This window comes from Massilia sp. Masssp93 (assembly GCF_059491295.1).
On sequence record NZ_CP168502.1, the window covers coordinates 5,926,182 to 5,941,746 of the forward strand.

A 15,565-nucleotide genomic window follows, 5' to 3' on the forward strand; every position below is an offset into this window, starting at 1 on the left:
TGCGTGCCATCTGGCCCTTTATTCAACCAGGCAGATCGAACATGATGAAATCGAAAATCGCGCTTGCCGTACTGCTGACCAGCGTCGCGCTGGCGCCGGCGAGTGCGCGTACCAAACCCCATCACAAGGCCTCCACGCACAGCACGAAGGCCAAGGCCTCGTCGAAGAGCAAGGCCAGGGCGCCCGCCGCCAAAGGGCGCTCCCACAACGAAGCGCGCAACAAGACCGCGCCATCCGTCATCGCCGCGCCGCAGAACCGCAACGACCGCTTCATGGACTCGCTGTCCATGCAATTCCTCACCGCGCTGTGGCGCATCGATCCGGAAGACGGCATCTACGTCGGCAAGTTCGATGCGGCCGCCAGGCTGACGATTCCGGACGCCGCCTCGCGCGCGAAGCGCCTCGCCTTCATCGACGAATGGCTCGACAAGTTCGGCAAGCTGAACGCCGACAAGCTGTCGCCGAACCAGCGCACCGACCTCGCCGTCCTCCTCAACAAACTCAAATACGACCGCTGGCAGCTGACCACGTTCCGCGAGTTCGAATGGAACCCGGCCGAATACAACGTGGCGCAGGCCTTCGACCTGATCCTGAATACGGAATACGCGGCCAAGGCGCAGCGCCTGCGCACGATCCTGAAACGCCTGACCGACGTGCCGGCCTATTACCAGGCGGCGCAAGCGTCCATCGTCAACCCGACGCACGAACACACGCAACTGGCGATCCAGCAGGCGCCGGGCACGCTCGTCGTGCTGGCGGACCTCGGCAAGGCCGCGCAGGAATCGATTCTCTCGCCGCAGGAAAAGGCGATCTTCGCCGTGCGCATCGCGAACGCCGGCACGGCGGTGCTGGGCTGGGTCGACTTTTTGACGGACCTCGATAAATCGCAGGTGCAAATGCAGCGCGCCCGCTCGTTCCGCATCGGGAAGGACCTGTACGAACAAAAGTTCGCCTTCGAGATCCAGTCGTCCAACACGGGCGAACAGACCTACCGCAAGGCGCTGGCCGCGCGCGACGAACTCCTTACGCGCATGGACGCTTTGTCGGACCAGTTGTGGGACAAGACCGTGGGTGCCGGCACCGCCAAGCCGGCCGACCGCTACAAGAAGATCGGCATGGTGATCGACAAGCTCTCGCTGCAGCACACGACGCCGGCGAACTTCCTGTCCGAGATCCGCCGCCAGATCCCGCAGTTGCAGGACTGGGTCGTCAAGAACAACCTCGTGACGATCGATCCGAGCAAGCCGCTCGTCGTGCGCGAGACGCCGCTGTACCAGCGCGGCGTCGCCGGCGCCAGCATCGATGCGCCGGGGCCGTACCGTCCGAAGGATAAAACCTATTACAACGTGACGCCGCTGGACGGCCTCACGCCCGAGCAGGCCGAAAGCAGCCTGCGCGAGTACAACAACTGGATGCTGCAAATCCTGAACATCCACGAGGCGATCCCGGGCCACTACACGCAGCTGATGAACGCCAACCGTTCGCCCTCGCTGGTGAAAACCCTGTTCGGCAACGGCGCGATGGTCGAGGGCTGGGCCGTGTACGGCGAGCGCATGATGCTGGATTCGGGCTACGGCGACAACGCGCCGGAGCTGTGGCTGATGTGGTGCAAGTGGAACCTGCGCAGCGTCTCCAACACGATCCTCGACTACAGCGTGCACGTGCTGGGCATGACGCGCGACCAGGCGATGGACCTGCTGGTGCGCCAGGCCTTCCAGACCCCGCAGGAAGCGGCCGAAAAATGGCGCCGCGCGCAGCTGTCGTCCGTGCAGCTGTCCAGCTATTTCAGCGGCTACAGCGACATCATGGAACTGCGCGAACGCCGCAAGCAGCAGCTGGGCGACCGCTTCGACCTCAAGCAGTTCCACGACCAGTTCCTGGGGTACGGGAATGCGCCGGTCAAGATCATCGGCGAGTTGATGCGGTAAGTGAAGCGCAAACCTCTCGCCGCGGCGCTCGCGGGCGCCGTCGTGCTGGCCGGGGGTACGGCGCTGTACGTCTTCAACGCCCGCCAGGACGCCACGCCGGGACGCGCCTTCTGGCGCCCCGCCGACGCGCCGACCAGGGCCGCGTGGAGCGCACGCGTGACGCCGCTGGCGGGCGCCTTCGGCGACCCGTTCGGCACCGTCGTCGACGCCCACGGCAACGTGTTCGTGGCCGACGGCGGCGACTGCAGCTGCATCCGCCGCATTGCGCCCGACGGCCGGATGACGACCTTCGCCGGCGGCCGCGCGGGCTTCGCGGACGGCCTCGGCGCTGCCGCCGCGTTCGATACGCCGTCGGCGCTGGCCATCGACCGCCTGGGCAATCTCTACGTGGCCGACACCCGCAACAACGCGATCCGCAAGGTGGCGCCCGACGGCAAGGTGAGCACGCGCGCGCGCGCCGGCGCCGGTTTCGACGGGCCGGTCGGCGTGGCCGTCGACCGCGACGGCAACGTCTACGTGGCCGACACCTACAACGACCGCATCCGGCGCATCGCCAGGGACGGTGCGGTGACGACGGTGGCCGGCAGCGGCACGCCCGCCTACCTGGACGGCGTCGGCGTCGCGGCGGCATTCGATACGCCCTGCGCCATCGCGGTCGACAAGCACGGCGTGCTGTTCGTCGCCGATACCGGCAACAACGCGATCCGGCGCATCGACACGGCCGGCGCCGTGACGACGCTGGCGCGCGCACCCGAGGCCGAGCAGCGTCCGCTGCTGCGGCGCCCCGTCGCGCTGGCGCTGACGCACGACGGCTATCTGTACGCGAGCGGCGCGGGCGGACGCATCCTCCAGTTCGACCCGGCCGGGCAGTATCACGCGCTGGCGGATGCCGACCATCCGCCGGGCACGAGCTACGCCAGCGACGGCAGCGTGCGGCTGTACGCGCCGCGCGGCATCGCGGTCAGACGCGACGGTGCGCTGCTGGTGGCGGACGGCCAGGCGCAGCAGGTGTTCGCGCTGGCCCCTCCCGGGCCGGGCGCGCCGCCCGTGTACGCGACACCGGCGCTGCCCGCGGTGGCATCCATGCCCTGGCCCGTCGCCCCGCAACGGGAACCGCACGAAGTGGTCGGCGTGCTGGGCGAGGTGCGCGGCAGCTACGACGGCGAGAACCGCGACCACTTCCATGCGGGCCTGGACATCCGCGCCGACGTGGGCGCGCGCGTGCTGGCGGTCCTGCCGGCGACGGTCGGCGACCCTGATCCCAACTGGGCGTTCGGCCAGCTGGGCGAAGGCATGAGCATCGGGCCGCTGTCGTACATCCACATGCGCGTGGGCCGCGACGCCAAGGGCAATGCGCTCGACCCGCGCTTCCAGGTGCTGGCCGGCGCGAACGGCAAGCCGGAACGCGTACGCGTGCGGCGCGGCACGCGCTTTGCCGTCGGCGACGCGCTCGGCACGATCAATCCGATGGCGCACGTGCACATGGAGTACTACCCCGGCGGTCGCTCCGTCAATGCGCTGGCGCTGCCGTTCGTCGGCCTGCGCGACACGGTGCCGCCCCGCATCCAGAGCATCGCGCTGTACGACGCCGGCGGCCAGCGCCTGCCTGGCAAAAGGGGCAAGCGCCTGCACGTGGCGCGCGCGCTCGGCGACCTCACGATCGTGGCCGCCGGCTACGACCAGATGGACGGCAACCTGGCGCGGCGCCGCCTCGGCCTGTACAAATTGGGCTACCAGTTGCTGCATGCGGACGGCAGCCCGGTCGCCGGATTCGAGACGCCGCGCATCACGCAAACCTACGACCGCCTGCCGCGCGAGCGCGAAGCGGTGAAGCTGCTGTACGCGGAAAACAGCGGCATCACGGTCTACGGCAGCAAGGCCACGGTGTTCGCCTATGCCGTCAACAACACGCTGCAGGATGGCGTCGCGCTGCCCGGCAGCTGGAAAGTAGACAGCCTGGAACCGGGCGACTACGTGCTGCGCATCTACGCGGCGGATTTCGCGGGACAAGTGGCGCTGGAAGGGCGCGACCTGCCGATCACGGTGGAATAGGAACGGGCGGTGAAGGCTCCGCCGGCACGAACAGGCTCGGGCGACATGTACCACGGAGCCGCCGGATCGTCAACGGCATGCCGGGGACGGGGCCGATCCGGTCCCGGCACCTCTGCGTCCTCATTTGCGCTTGTTTACAACGAAAACGGCGCCCGCAGGCGCCGTCGTTCAGGGAGCGGTATGCACGCTCAGGCGTGTTCCTCCGGCGCCCGCGACACACGTACGAAGATCGGCGCCATGATGAGGCCCAGCTCGAACAGCAGGCACATCGGCACGGCCAGCGCCAGCTGGCTGACGGCGTCCGGCGGCGTGACGACGGCGGCGATCACGAATGCGCCGACGATGGCGTACGGACGGATCGAGCGCAGCTTCTCGACGCTGACGATGCCCATGCGCACGAGGATCACGACGACGACGGGCACCTCGAACGTGGCGCCGAACGCGAGGCACATGGACATCACGAAATCGAGGTAGTTCTCGATGTCCGGCATCACGGCGATGGAATTCGGAGAAAAATTGCCGATGAAGTGGAACACGCGGCCGAACACGAAGAAATAGCAGAACGCCACGCCCGCGATGAACAGCACCGACGACGAGATCACGAGCGGCAGCACGAGCCGTTTTTCGTGCGCGTACAGCCCGGGCGCGACGAACGCCCAGACCTGGTAGAACACCCACGGCAGCGCGAGGATGAAGGCGATCAGCAACGTGACCTTCATCGGCACGAGGAACGGCGAGACGACGCCCGTGGCGATCATCTTGGAGCCGGCCGGCAGCGCGGCCAGCATGGGCGCGGCAAGGAAATCGTAGATGCGCGCCGGGCCCGGCCACACCAGCAGCCCGATGCATGCGAGGACGATGCCGTACGTCGCCTTGATCAGGCGGTCGCGCAGCTCGACCAGGTGGGAGATGAAGGTTTCTTCGCCCGCGGTTTCTTCAGTCATCTGGCGCAAGGGTGCGGCGCCCGGAGGCGGCCGTCATCTAGAAAAATGTGGTGTTGGAGGTGGCGCCGGGGCGGAATTTGCGCACGCGCGCGGCGCCGGACAGCACGTGCTGGCGCGTGCCCTGGCGGTTCTTGTACCAGGCCGGCATGCTCGACGTCCTGGCCAGCTTCTTGCGGCGGAAGTCGCGCGCCTTGCGCTCGATGTCGTCCGGCGTGGCCGTCGTGGGCATGACGGCCGTGTCGCCGCGCCAGGCGGACTCGACCTCGCCCATATGACTCGAGACGGTGGTCTCGACCTCGGACTTGAACGTCTCCACCTCGGACTTGAAGCTTTGCGCGCTGTCCTGGATATCCTTGTGCAGGTTGCGCAACTCTTCCATCTCGATCTCGCGCGAGACCTCGGATTTCACCTCGTGCAGGTAGCGCTGGGCGCGGCCGTACAGGGTGCCGGCCATGCGCGCCACCTTAGGCAATTTCTCGGGGCCAATCACGACCAGCGCCACCGCGCCGATGATGGCGAGTTTGGTAAGACCGAGATCGATCATGGACGGCTGACGGGATCAGTGGCGCGTTTTTTCGCGCGCGTCGACGTCAATCGTCGACTTGTCGGCCACCTGCTGCGGCGGCTGCGCGGTCGTCTGGCCCGGGGCCTTGTCTTCCTCGCCCTTCACGCCATCCTTGAAACCCTTGACGGCCTTGCCCAGGTCCGAGCCCGCATTGCGCAGCTTGCCCGTACCGAACACCACCACCACCACGACCAGCACGATCAGCCAGTGCCAGATACTCATCGAACCCATTGTTTTCTCCTTGCCGGGCAGCAGCCCGATCAGCGTAAGCTAAAGCTACGCCAGTATAAGCCATGCAGGGCGGGAATGCCCTCTTTCCTTTGGGGAATTACGTGCCCAGGCCGCGCCACGGACGCGGGCCGCCGTACACGTGCAGGTGCAGGTGATAGACCTCCTGGCCGCCGTCCGGACCGACGTTGAACAGTGTTTTATAACCGCCGCTGCGCTGGCCGTCCGGGCCCGTCTTGACGGCAATGCCGTGTTCGGCCGCCAGCTTCGGCGCCAGCGCCAGCATCTTGCCGAGGATGGCCGCGTGCGCGTCGGTGCAATCGGACAGGGTGGCCACGTGCAGCTTCGGGATCACGAGCAGGTGAACGGGTGCCGCCGGGTTGATGTCCTTGAACGCGAGCAATTCGTCGTCCTCGTACACCACGCTGGCCGGAATCTGCTTGGCGGCGATCTTGCAGAAGATGCAGTTATCCATGGTCTCTCCAGGTTTCCTTCAGTCTTGTGGGCGCGACGCTTTTTCTTCGATGCCGGAAATGCCTTCGCGCCGCGCCAGTTCGTCCAGCACCTGCTGCGGCGTGAGGCCGAACTGCGCCAGCAGGACGATCGAATGGAACCACAGGTCGGCCGTTTCGTACAGCAGCTTCGAGACGTCCGCGCCGGCGCGCACGTCCTTCGCGGCCATCACGGTCTCGACGGCTTCCTCGCCGATCTTTTTCAGGATCGCGTCGTCGCCCTTGGCGAACAGCTTGGCCACGTACGAGGACGACGGGTCGCCGCCGTTGGCCGGCTTGCGGGTTTCGATCAGCGCCGCCAGGCGTTCCAGTTGCGTGCTCATTTATTCCTGCTATTTCTTTTTCGGGTTGGTATAGATGGTGTCCGGGTCCTGCAGCACCGGCTCGACGCTGTGCCAGTCGCCGTCCTCGAACTTCTGGAAGAAGCAGGAATGGCGGCCGGTGTGGCAGGCGATGCCGCCGGCCTGCTCGACCTTCAGCAGCACCACGTCTTCGTCGCAGTCGAGGCGGATTTCCAGCACTTTCTGCACGTGGCCGGACTCTTCGCCCTTGTGCCACAGCTTCTTGCGCGAGCGGCTCCAGTACACGGCCTCGCCCAGCTCCACGGTCTTGGCCAGGGCTTCGCGGTTCATCCAGGCGAACATCAGGATGTCGCCGCTGCCGGCTTCCTGGGCGATCACCGGCACGAGGCCGTGCTCGTCCCATTGGACTTTCTTGAGCCAGGGTTGGGCCGGGATCGTCGGGGGGGTGGTCGGAGTCACCATGGTCGTCGGTTCCATCAGTCAGTCGAGGCGCATCGGGATGCCGCGGTCCGCCATGAAGCGCTTCGCCTCGCCGACCGTGTGCTGCCCGTAGTGGAAGATGCTGGCGGCCAGCACGGCGTCGGCATGGCCTTTCAGTACGCCGTCGGCCAGGTCCTGCAGGCCGCCCACGCCGCCGGACGCGATCACGGAGATGCCGACCGCGTCCGACACGGCGCGCGTCAGGCCCAGGTCGAAGCCGGACTTGGTGCCGTCGCGGTCCATGCTGGTCAGCAGCAGTTCGCCGGCGCCCAGGCTTTCCATCTTGCGGGCCCATTCGACGGCATCGATGCCGGTCGCGTTGCGGCCGCCGTGGGTAAACACTTCCCACTTGCCGGGCGCGACCTGCTTGGCGTCGATGGCGACGACGATGCATTGCGAGCCGTGCTTCTGCGAGGCGTCGTACACGAGCTGCGGATTGGTCACGGCCGAGGTGTTCATCGACACCTTGTCGGCGCCGGCGTTCAGCAGCCGGCGCACGTCCTCGACCTTGCGCACGCCGCCGCCCACGGTCAGCGGAATGAACACGGTCGATGCCACGGCCTCGATGATCGGCAGGATCAGGTCGCGGCCGTCGGAAGACGCGGTGATGTCGAGGAAGGTGAGTTCGTCGGCGCCCTGCTCGTTGTAGCGGCGTGCGATCTCGACCGGGTCGCCGGCGTCGCGCAGTTCGGTGAAGTTGACGCCCTTGACGACGCGGCCGCCGGTGACGTCCAGGCAGGGGATGATGCGTTTTGTGAGCATAAGATTACTAAGTTAGCTCGTCGCCCCTGCGCAGGCAGGGGCCCAATTTGCACGCGCAGTCGATATGCGCGCAAAACTTGGGTCCCCGCCTGCGCGGGGACGACGGTTTTAGGGGTGGCGGCCTTTACGCCTGCGCGCCCTCGGTCAATGCGTCCGCGCGTTCCTGCGCGCTGGCCAGGTCGAGCGTGCCTTCGTAGATCGAACGGCCGCAGATCACGCCCTCGATGCCCTCGTCCTGCACGGCGCACAGCGCTTCCACGTCGGCCAGGTTGTGCAGGCCGCCCGAGGCGATGATCGGGATGCGCACGGCCTGGGCCAGGCGCACGGTCGCTTCGATGTTCACGCCGCCCATCATGCCGTCGCGGCCGATGTCGGTGTAGACGATCGATTCCACGCCGTAGCCTTCGAATTTCTGCGCGAGGTCGATGACTTCGTGGCCGGACATCTTGCTCCAGCCGTCCGTCGCGACCTTGCCGTCCTTGGCGTCCAGGCCGACGATGATGCTGCCCGGGAAGGCGCCGCAGGCGTCGTGCAGGAAGCCCGGGTTCTTCACCGCGGCGGTGCCGACGATGATGTAGGTGATGCCGTCGTCCAGGTAGCGCTCGATGGTGTCGAGGTCGCGGATGCCGCCGCCCAGCTGGACGGGGATCTCGTCCAGTTCATTGTCCGTGGCGTAGTCCTGCACGACGCGCAGGATCGATTTGATCGCGTCTTCGTTCTTCGGTTTGCCCGCGAACGCGCCGTTCAGATCGACCAGGTGCAGACGGCGCGCACCCTTCTTCAGCCAGTGCAGCGCCATCTCGGCGGGATCTTCGGAAAACACGGTGGCGAGGTCCATATCGCCTTGTTTCAGGCGAACGCAGTGACCGTCTTTCAGGTCGATGGCGGGGATCAGCAGCATGGTCGGTATCGATTAGGTTAATGGCCGGGTTGACGGCGGAAATTACGGATTCCAGTGAACGAAGTTCTTGTACAGCTGCAAACCGGCAGCGGCACTTTTCTCGGGGTGGAACTGGGTGGCGACGATGTTGTCCCTGGCGACCGCACAGCAGTACGGCGCGCCGTAGTCGGTCTCGCCGATGGTGTGCGCGGCGTCGTCCGGCACCGCGAAATAGCTGTGCACGAAATAGAAATAGCTGTTGTCGGCCACGCCGTTCCACAGCGGGTGGGCGCGCGACTGGCGCACCCGGTTCCAGCCCATCTGCGGCACCTTGAAGCGCGAGCCGTCGGCCTGCAGTTTGCCGTCGAGCTGGAAGCGCACCACCTTCCCGGGCAGCAGGCCCAGGCCGGGCGCGTCGCCCTCCTCGCTCATCTCGAACAGCATCTGCTCGCCCACGCACACGCCCATCACGGGACGGGTGCGGGTCGCGCGCAGCAGCGCGTCCTCGGCGCCGGATTCGCGCAGGCTCTGCATGCAGTCGCGCATCGCGCCCTGGCCCGGCAGCACGACGCGGTCGGCCGCGTCGATCACGGCCGGGTCGTTGGAAATCCGCACATCGGCCTCGGGCGCGACGGCGCGCAGGGCCTGTGCCACCGAGCGCAGGTTGCCTACGCCATCGATTACAACAATCTTGTTCGTCATCTGGAAATCCGTGCCGTTACAGGCTGCCCTTGGTCGACGGGATCGTGCCCGCGGCGCGCGCATCCAGCTCGGACGCCATGCGCAGCGCGCGGCCGAAGGCCTTGAAGACGGTCTCGCACTGGTGGTGGGCATTCACGCCGCGCAGGTTGTCGACGTGCAGCGTGACACCGGCGTGGTTGACGAAGCCGCGGAAGAACTCGATGGTGAGATCCACGTCGAAACGGCCGATCGTCGCGCGGGTGAACGGCACATGCCATTCCAGGCCCGGACGGCCGGAAAAGTCGATCACGACGCGCGACAGCGCCTCGTCCAGCGGGACGTAGGCGTGGCCGTAGCGCCGGATGCCTTTTTTGTCGCCGATGGCCTTGGCCACCGCCATGCCCAGCGTGATGCCGGTGTCCTCGACGGTGTGGTGGTCGTCGATGTGCAGGTCGCCGACGGCCTCGACTTCCAGGTCGATCAGGCCGTGGCGGGCGATCTGGTCCAGCATGTGGTCCAGGAACGGCACCCCGGTATTGAGTTTCTGGCGGCCGGTGCCGTCCAGGTTGAGCGCGACGCGAATCTGCGTCTCGCTCGTATTGCGCGTGATTTCTGCGGTGCGGGTCATTGCTAGGTGCTCGGCGGTGTTCAGGCTTGCAGCGAAGCCTTCAGGGCATTCAGGAATACGGAGTTTTCTTCCGGGGTGCTGACCGTAACACGGATGCAATTGGCCAGCAATTCATGCATTCTACTCAAATTTTTAATCAACACCCGTTCCGCGAACAGTTTAGCGCAGGTCTCGTCGGCGTCCGGCACGCGCACGGTGATGAAATTGGCGCTCGACGGAAACACCGTCACGCCCGGCAGCGCGGCCATCGCGGCGGAGAGAATCGCGCGCGCCTCGTTCAGGCGGGCGGCCTGCTCGTCCAGCACTTCCACGTGGTCGAGCGCGAATTCCGCCGCCACCTGGGTCAGTACGTTGACGTTGTACGGCGGGCGCACCTTGTCGAACTGCTCCAGCAGGGCGGGCGCCGCGGCCAGATACCCGAGGCGGATGCCGGCCAGGCCCAGCTTCGACAGCGTGCGCATCACGACCAGGTTCGGATACTGCGGCAGCTTGTCCATGAAGCTCGTGCGAGCGAACGGGTGATAGGCCTCGTCGGCGACGGCGATGCCGTTTTCTCCCAGCGCTTCGATGATGGCGATCATGTCCGCTTCGTCGTACAGGTTGCCGGTCGGGTTGTTCGGGTAGGCCAGGAACACGAGGCTCGGCTTGTGCTCGGCGATCGCGGCCAGCATGGCGGCGCGGTCGAGCGAGAAGTCGGCTTTCAATGGCACGCCGACGAAGTCCATGCCCGCGAACTGGGCCGAGCGCTGGAACATCACGAAGGCCGGGATCGGCGCCAGCACGACGGCACGTTTATCCTGGCGCGCCGTCGCGGTGCACAAAATCGAGATGATCTCGTCGGAGCCGTTGCCGAGGATGACGTCGAAGCCGGCCGGCACGCCCAGCCGGGCGCGGATGCGCTCCTTGATGCCGGCATACGACGGCACCGGATAGCGGTTCAGGACCGCGTCGGCCAGGCGCCGGCCCAGTTCCGCGCGCAGCGCGTCCGGCAGCTGGTACGGATTCTCCATCGCGTCCAGCTTGATGTAGCCGCTCGAATCCGGGACGTTGTAGCCATGGCCGGACCGGACGTCTTCGCGGATCGTGTTGGCGATGAGGTTGTCGATGCTGGTCCTGCTCATTCCTGGTTCACTCCTTCGGTGGCGGTGGTTGAAACGTCGGCGCGGGCGCCTTTGCGTTTCCTGGTGGCCGGCTGCGCGGGGGCGGACAAACGTTCCGCGATGGTCGCGCAGTAAGCGGGGTTCAGTTCGAAACCGGTGAAATGCCGGCCGAGGCGTTTGGCGGCCAGCGCCGTCGTGCCGCTGCCCATGAACGGGTCGAGCACGACGCCGCCCGGCGGGCATGACGCCTTGACCATGCGCTCGATGATCTCGAGCGGTTTCTGCGTCGGATGGTCGACCCGTTCCGCATGTTCGCGATGCAGTCGCGACACGCTCCACAAGTCCTTCGGGTTGTAACCCACTTCCAGCCACTTGGCGCCCACGAAGATCGAGCGCGATCGCGCCTTCTTCGTCTGGGCGTCGTACGGGATACGTACGGCGTCCAAGTCGAAATAATAATCCTTGCGCTTCACGAAGAAGCCGATGGTGTCGTGCACCGAGCTGTAGCTCCTGGTGCTGCCCCCCATCGAAGGGACGCGGCGGTCCCAGATGATCTCGTTCATCATCGTCATGCGCCGCTTGAGCATGACGAAGATCTCCGGCGCGAAGCGCCAGGTGAGAAAGATGTACAGGCTGCCGTTGTCTTTCAGCTTCGGCAGCACGCAATCGATCCAGCGCTCGGTCCAGGCGAGGTAATCTTCCACGCTCTGCTGGTCCGAGCCGTTGCCGTAATCCTTGCCGAGATTATACGGCGGGTCCGTCAGGATCAGGTCGATGCTGCCATCGGGGATGCGCGCCATGCCGGCCAGCGCATCCTCGCAGAAGACCTGATCGAGCCAGGCCGTCATGATGTTTGACTCTTCCCTTCGATCCTCAGCTCCGCGCTGCGCGCGTGCGCCTGCAAGCCTTCGCCGTACGCGAGTTCGGCCGCGACCTTGCCGAGGGTCTGCGCGCCGGCCTGCGACACGAACAGGATCGACGAGCGCTTCTGGAAATCGTACACGCCCAGCGGCGACGAGAAGCGCGCCGTGCGCGACGTCGGCAGCACGTGGTTCGGGCCGCAGCAGTAATCGCCCAGCGATTCGGACGAGAAGCGGCCCAGGAACATCGCGCCCGCGTGGCGGATTTTATCCGCCCACTGCTGCGGGTCCTCGGCGGAGATTTCCAGGTGCTCGGCCGCGATGGCATTCGCAATCGCGCACGCCTCGTCCATGTCGCGCACCTTGATCAAGGCGCCGCGGTCCGTCATCGACGTGGCGATCGTCGCCTTGCGCGGCATCGTCGGCAGCAACTTGTGGATGCTCGCCTCGACCTGCGCGATGTAGTCGGCGTCGGGGCACAGCAGGATGGCCTGCGCCAGTTCGTCGTGCTCGGCCTGCGAGAACAGGTCCATCGCAACCCAGTCCGGGTCCGTCGTGCCGTCGCACAGCACGAGGATTTCCGACGGGCCCGCGATCATGTCGATGCCGACCGTGCCGAACACGCGGCGCTTGGCGCTAGCGACATACGCATTGCCCGGGCCGACGATCTTGTCGACCGGCGGAATCGTCGCGGTGCCGTAAGCGAGCGCGCCGACGGCTTGCGCGCCGCCGATCGTGATCACGCGGGTCACGCCGGCGATCGCGGCGGCCGCAAGCACCATGCGGTTCTTGACGCCATCCGGCGTCGGCACGACCATCACGATTTCCTGCACGCCCGCGACCTTGGCAGGGATCGCGTTCATCAGCACGGACGACGGATACGCGGCCTTGCCGCCCGGGACGTAGATGCCCACGCGGTCCAGCGGCGTGACGCGCTGGCCCAGCACCGTGCCGTCAGGTTCGGTGTACGTAAAACCGTTCAGTTCCTGCTTCTGGCGCTCGTGGAACACGCGGATGCGCTCGGCGGCCGTGCGCAGCGCGGCGCGTTGCGCTTCCGGCAGCGCATCCAGTGCCGCCTGCAGTTCGTCCTGTTTGACGTCGAAGGCGGCCATGCTCGTTGCGCCGCCGGGAATCCGGTCGAACTTGTTCGTGTATTCCAGCACGGCGGCGTCGCCGCGCGCCTTCACGTCGGCGAGGATCTTCGCCACGGCCGATTCGATGGCGTCGTCGGTCTCGGCTTCGAACGCGAGCAGGGTGTTCAACGTCTGCTGGAAGCCGGCGGCGGTGGAATCGAGTTTGCGGATCGTGATGGACATGTCGTTCAGCCTTCGCGCTTGGACGCGCGTTCGAACGCGTCGATGATCGGTTGCAGGCGCTCGCGCTTGAGTTTCAGCGCGGCCTGGTTGACGACGAGGCGCGACGAGATCTCCATGATCTTTTCGACTTCGACCAGGTTGTTGGCGCGCAGCGTGCCGCCCGTCGACACGACGTCGACGATGGCGTCGGACAGGCCGACCAGCGGCGCCAGCTCCATCGAACCATACAGTTTGATCAGGTCGACGTGCACGCCCTTCTTGGCGAAATGCTCGCGCGCCGTGTGCACGAACTTGGTCGCCACGCGCAGGCGCGCGCCCTGGCGCACGGCGTTCTCGTAGTCGAAGCCGGCGTTGACGGCCACGGACATGCGGCAGCAGGCGATTTTGAGGTCGATCGGCTGGTACAGGCCTTCGCCGCCATGCTCGAGCAGCACGTCCTTGCCGGCGACGCCGAAGTCGGCGGCGCCATGCTGGACATAGGTCGGCACGTCGGTGGCGCGCACGATCAGCACGCGCACGCCCGGGTCGTTGGTGGCGAGGATCAGCTTGCGCGAGGTTTCCGGATTTTCCAGTACCTCGATGCCGGCCGCGGCCAGCAGCGGCAGCGTGTCTTCGAAAATGCGGCCCTTCGAGAGGGCGAGGATCAGCTGGGAGCTGTCCTGAGTGGTGTCGTTCATGTGACTGCGTTAGTTTTGGACCCGCGCCCTACACCGTCGTTCCCGCGGAGGCGGGAACCCAAGTGCTGTTTGCGTTTCGTTAGCGCTTGCAAAATTGGGTCCCCGCCTGCGCGGGGACGACGTGGGTTGAGAGCGCGGTCGTCCCTGTTCTTGTCTTTATTTGATCCGGACGATGTCCGCCCCCACCGCCGACAACTTCGCCTCCATCCGGTCATACCCGCGGTCGAGGTGATAGATGCGGTCGACGAGGGTCGTGCCCTCGGCGGCCAGGCCGGCGATCACCAGCGAAGCCGAGGCGCGCAGGTCGGTCGCCATCACGGGCGCGCCGACGAGGCGGTCGACGCCCTTGATGAAGGCCGTGTTGCCCTCGGTGGAGATCTGCGCGCCCAGGCGGTTCATTTCCTGCACGTGCATGAAGCGGTTCTCGAAGATGGTTTCGGTGACGCGGCTCGGGCCGTTCGCGATCGTGTTCACGGCCATGAACTGCGCCTGCATGTCGGTCGGGAAGCCCGGATATTCCGTGGTGCGGAACGAGACCGGCTGCGGCCTAGCGTCCATGCGCGCGCGGATGCTGTCGCCTTCGATGGTGAGCGCAACGCCCATCTCGCGCAGCTTGTCGAGGCCCGCGTCGAAGATGTCGGTGCGGGTGCGGGTGATGCGGATGTCGCCGCCCGTCGCCGCCACGGCGCAGAGAAAAGTAGCCGCTTCGATGCGGTCCGAGATCACCGAGTGCTCGGTGCCGTGCAGGCTGTCGACGCCCTGGATCACGAGGCGGTCGGTGCCGATGCCGTCGATTCTGGCGCCCATCGCGACCAGCATGTTCGCGAGGTCCGTCACTTCCGGCTCGCGCGCGGCGTTTTCCAGGATCGTCTCGCCATCGGCCAGCGTGGCGGCCATCAGCAGGTTTTCCGTGCCGGTCACGGTGATCATGTCGGTGTGGATGCGCGCGCCCTTGAGGCGGGTCGCTTTCGCGTAGATGTAGCCGCCCTCGATCGTGATGTCGGCACCCATCTGGCGCAGGCCCTTGATGTGCTGGTCGACGGGACGCGAACCGATCGCGCAGCCGCCCGGCAGCGACACCTTGGCTTCGCCGAAGCGCGCCAGCATCGGGCCCAGCACGAGGATGGACGCGCGCATCGTCTTGACCAGCTCGTACGGTGCGACGAGGGTGTCGATGGCGGCGCCGTTCAGCACGACGTTCTCGTCGTCCTGCGTGACTTTCAGGCCGGTCTGTTCGAGCAGGCGCAGCATCGTGCGCACGTCGTGCAGGCGCGGCACGTTCGACAGGCGCAGGTCGCCGGCCGTCAACAGGCCCGCGCACAGGATCGGGAGCGCCGCGTTCTTGGCGCCCGAGATGGGGATGTCACCGTTCAGGCGCTTGCCGCCGACGATCTGGAGCTTGTCCATGCTTATCCTTGGTACTCTTCAGGGGTCAGCGTCTTCATCGACAGCGCGTGGATTTCTTCGCGCATGCGGTCGCCCAGTGCGGCATAGACGATCTGGTGGCGCTGGATGCGGCTCTTGCCGGCGAATGCGGGCGAGACGATGACGGCGCTGAAATGCTGGCCGTCGCCCTCGACTTCCAGGTGGGTGCACGCCAGGCCGTTTTGGATGTAGCCGTGGATGAGTTCGGGTGTAGTAACCATGTTT

18 protein-coding genes are annotated in these 15,565 nt (G+C 66.3%); 2 read left to right on the plus strand and 16 right to left on the minus strand.

Annotated features, from left to right (window positions below):
• The first annotated feature begins 41 nt into the window (after positions 1 to 41).
• Positions 42 to 1,928, plus strand: a complete 1,887-nt coding sequence (locus ACEN9Q_RS24670) for a DUF885 domain-containing protein (protein ID WP_495626363.1) — start codon at positions 42 to 44, stop codon at positions 1,926 to 1,928.
• A complete protein-coding gene (locus ACEN9Q_RS24675) occupies positions 1,929 to 3,980 on the plus strand; it encodes an NHL repeat-containing protein (RefSeq protein WP_495626364.1) in 2,052 nt (683 codons plus the stop codon). It abuts the gene before it with no gap.
• Between the two features lie 188 nt (positions 3,981 to 4,168).
• Here the strand turns inward: ACEN9Q_RS24675 and tatC are convergent, their stop codons facing one another.
• From tatC to ACEN9Q_RS24755, 16 genes are all read right to left on the minus strand, one after another.
• Positions 4,169 to 4,924, minus strand: coding sequence for a twin-arginine translocase subunit TatC (gene tatC, locus ACEN9Q_RS24680; protein WP_056437743.1), 756 nt, complete (start codon positions 4,922 to 4,924; stop codon positions 4,169 to 4,171).
• A 37-nt stretch (positions 4,925 to 4,961) separates the two neighbouring features.
• On the minus strand, positions 4,962 to 5,468 hold the full coding sequence (tatB, locus tag ACEN9Q_RS24685) for a Sec-independent protein translocase protein TatB (RefSeq protein WP_056437740.1): 507 nt from the start codon (positions 5,466 to 5,468) through the stop codon (positions 4,962 to 4,964).
• A gap of 15 nt (positions 5,469 to 5,483) precedes the next feature.
• Positions 5,484 to 5,720: a Sec-independent protein translocase subunit TatA gene (gene tatA, locus ACEN9Q_RS24690; RefSeq protein ID WP_056437737.1), complete on the minus strand. Its 237-nt coding sequence runs from the start codon at positions 5,718 to 5,720 to the stop codon at positions 5,484 to 5,486.
• A gap of 97 nt (positions 5,721 to 5,817) precedes the next feature.
• Positions 5,818 to 6,192, minus strand: a complete 375-nt coding sequence (locus ACEN9Q_RS24695) for a histidine triad nucleotide-binding protein (protein ID WP_056437734.1) — start codon at positions 6,190 to 6,192, stop codon at positions 5,818 to 5,820.
• Positions 6,193 to 6,210: 18 nt separating this feature from the next.
• On the minus strand, positions 6,211 to 6,552 hold the full coding sequence (locus tag ACEN9Q_RS24700) for a phosphoribosyl-ATP diphosphatase (protein ID WP_056437731.1): 342 nt from the start codon (positions 6,550 to 6,552) through the stop codon (positions 6,211 to 6,213).
• 9 nt (positions 6,553 to 6,561) lie between these two features.
• Entirely contained in the window at positions 6,562 to 6,993 is a 432-nt protein-coding gene (gene hisI, locus ACEN9Q_RS24705) for a phosphoribosyl-AMP cyclohydrolase (protein ID WP_056438072.1), read from the minus strand.
• A gap of 18 nt (positions 6,994 to 7,011) precedes the next feature.
• Positions 7,012 to 7,773: an imidazole glycerol phosphate synthase subunit HisF gene (gene hisF, locus ACEN9Q_RS24710; RefSeq protein WP_056437728.1), complete on the minus strand. Its 762-nt coding sequence runs from the start codon at positions 7,771 to 7,773 to the stop codon at positions 7,012 to 7,014.
• 124 nt (positions 7,774 to 7,897) lie between these two features.
• Positions 7,898 to 8,674: a 1-(5-phosphoribosyl)-5-[(5-phosphoribosylamino)methylideneamino]imidazole-4-carboxamide isomerase gene (hisA, locus tag ACEN9Q_RS24715; protein ID WP_056437724.1), complete on the minus strand. Its 777-nt coding sequence runs from the start codon at positions 8,672 to 8,674 to the stop codon at positions 7,898 to 7,900.
• Positions 8,675 to 8,716: 42 nt separating this feature from the next.
• Positions 8,717 to 9,355, minus strand: a complete 639-nt coding sequence (hisH, locus tag ACEN9Q_RS24720) for an imidazole glycerol phosphate synthase subunit HisH (RefSeq protein ID WP_495626365.1) — start codon at positions 9,353 to 9,355, stop codon at positions 8,717 to 8,719.
• A 16-nt stretch (positions 9,356 to 9,371) separates the two neighbouring features.
• Positions 9,372 to 9,962 carry an imidazoleglycerol-phosphate dehydratase HisB gene (hisB, locus tag ACEN9Q_RS24725; protein WP_036233394.1) on the minus strand — a complete coding sequence of 197 codons (591 nt, stop codon included), beginning with the start codon at positions 9,960 to 9,962 and terminating at the stop codon, positions 9,372 to 9,374.
• Between the two features lie 20 nt (positions 9,963 to 9,982).
• Positions 9,983 to 11,083 carry a histidinol-phosphate transaminase gene (gene hisC, locus ACEN9Q_RS24730; RefSeq protein WP_495626366.1) on the minus strand — a complete coding sequence of 367 codons (1,101 nt, stop codon included), beginning with the start codon at positions 11,081 to 11,083 and terminating at the stop codon, positions 9,983 to 9,985.
• On the minus strand, positions 11,080 to 11,910 hold the full coding sequence (locus tag ACEN9Q_RS24735) for a DNA-methyltransferase (protein WP_495626367.1): 831 nt from the start codon (positions 11,908 to 11,910) through the stop codon (positions 11,080 to 11,082). The genes hisC and ACEN9Q_RS24735 overlap by 4 nt, the downstream gene beginning before the upstream one ends.
• Positions 11,907 to 13,238 (minus strand): histidinol dehydrogenase, encoded by a 1,332-nt coding sequence (gene hisD, locus ACEN9Q_RS24740; RefSeq protein WP_495626368.1) that lies wholly within the window; start codon positions 13,236 to 13,238, stop codon positions 11,907 to 11,909. Before hisD ends, ACEN9Q_RS24735 begins: the two co-directional genes overlap by 4 nt.
• A gap of 5 nt (positions 13,239 to 13,243) precedes the next feature.
• Positions 13,244 to 13,915, minus strand: coding sequence for an ATP phosphoribosyltransferase (gene hisG / locus ACEN9Q_RS24745; RefSeq protein ID WP_056437709.1), 672 nt, complete (start codon positions 13,913 to 13,915; stop codon positions 13,244 to 13,246).
• Between the two features lie 156 nt (positions 13,916 to 14,071).
• Positions 14,072 to 15,322 (minus strand): UDP-N-acetylglucosamine 1-carboxyvinyltransferase, encoded by a 1,251-nt coding sequence (gene murA / locus ACEN9Q_RS24750; RefSeq protein ID WP_056437706.1) that lies wholly within the window; start codon positions 15,320 to 15,322, stop codon positions 14,072 to 14,074.
• A 2-nt stretch (positions 15,323 to 15,324) separates the two neighbouring features.
• Positions 15,325 to 15,561, minus strand: a complete 237-nt coding sequence (locus tag ACEN9Q_RS24755; protein ID WP_056437702.1) for a BolA family protein — start codon at positions 15,559 to 15,561, stop codon at positions 15,325 to 15,327.
• Between the last annotated feature and the right edge of the window lie 4 nt (positions 15,562 to 15,565).

Bases quoted from the DNA above. Each gene is read 5' to 3' on its own strand.
- hisD (WP_495626368.1), bottom strand. From the start codon at position 13,238: ATGTCCATCACGATCCGCAAACTCGATTCCACCGCCGCCGGCTTCCAG.
- ACEN9Q_RS24695 (WP_056437734.1), bottom strand. From the start codon at position 6,192: ATGGATAACTGCATCTTCTGCAAGATCGCCGCCAAGCAGATTCCGGCC.
- hisF (WP_056437728.1), bottom strand. From the start codon at position 7,773: ATGCTCACAAAACGCATCATCCCCTGCCTGGACGTCACCGGCGGCCGC.
- ACEN9Q_RS24735 (WP_495626367.1), bottom strand. From the start codon at position 11,910: ATGACGGCCTGGCTCGATCAGGTCTTCTGCGAGGATGCGCTGGCCGGC.
- hisA (WP_056437724.1), bottom strand. From the start codon at position 8,674: ATGCTGCTGATCCCCGCCATCGACCTGAAAGACGGTCACTGCGTTCGC.
- ACEN9Q_RS24670 (WP_495626363.1), top strand. From the start codon at position 42: ATGATGAAATCGAAAATCGCGCTTGCCGTACTGCTGACCAGCGTCGCG.
- ACEN9Q_RS24755 (WP_056437702.1), bottom strand. From the start codon at position 15,561: ATGGTTACTACACCCGAACTCATCCACGGCTACATCCAAAACGGCCTG.
- hisG (WP_056437709.1), bottom strand. From the start codon at position 13,915: ATGAACGACACCACTCAGGACAGCTCCCAGCTGATCCTCGCCCTCTCG.
- hisC (WP_495626366.1), bottom strand. From the start codon at position 11,083: ATGAGCAGGACCAGCATCGACAACCTCATCGCCAACACGATCCGCGAA.
- hisI (WP_056438072.1), bottom strand. From the start codon at position 6,993: ATGGTGACTCCGACCACCCCCCCGACGATCCCGGCCCAACCCTGGCTC.
- hisH (WP_495626365.1), bottom strand. From the start codon at position 9,355: ATGACGAACAAGATTGTTGTAATCGATGGCGTAGGCAACCTGCGCTCG.
- ACEN9Q_RS24700 (WP_056437731.1), bottom strand. From the start codon at position 6,552: ATGAGCACGCAACTGGAACGCCTGGCGGCGCTGATCGAAACCCGCAAG.
- tatA (WP_056437737.1), bottom strand. From the start codon at position 5,720: ATGGGTTCGATGAGTATCTGGCACTGGCTGATCGTGCTGGTCGTGGTG.
- hisB (WP_036233394.1), bottom strand. From the start codon at position 9,962: ATGACCCGCACCGCAGAAATCACGCGCAATACGAGCGAGACGCAGATT.
- tatB (WP_056437740.1), bottom strand. From the start codon at position 5,468: ATGATCGATCTCGGTCTTACCAAACTCGCCATCATCGGCGCGGTGGCG.
- tatC (WP_056437743.1), bottom strand. From the start codon at position 4,924: ATGACTGAAGAAACCGCGGGCGAAGAAACCTTCATCTCCCACCTGGTC.
- murA (WP_056437706.1), bottom strand. From the start codon at position 15,322: ATGGACAAGCTCCAGATCGTCGGCGGCAAGCGCCTGAACGGTGACATC.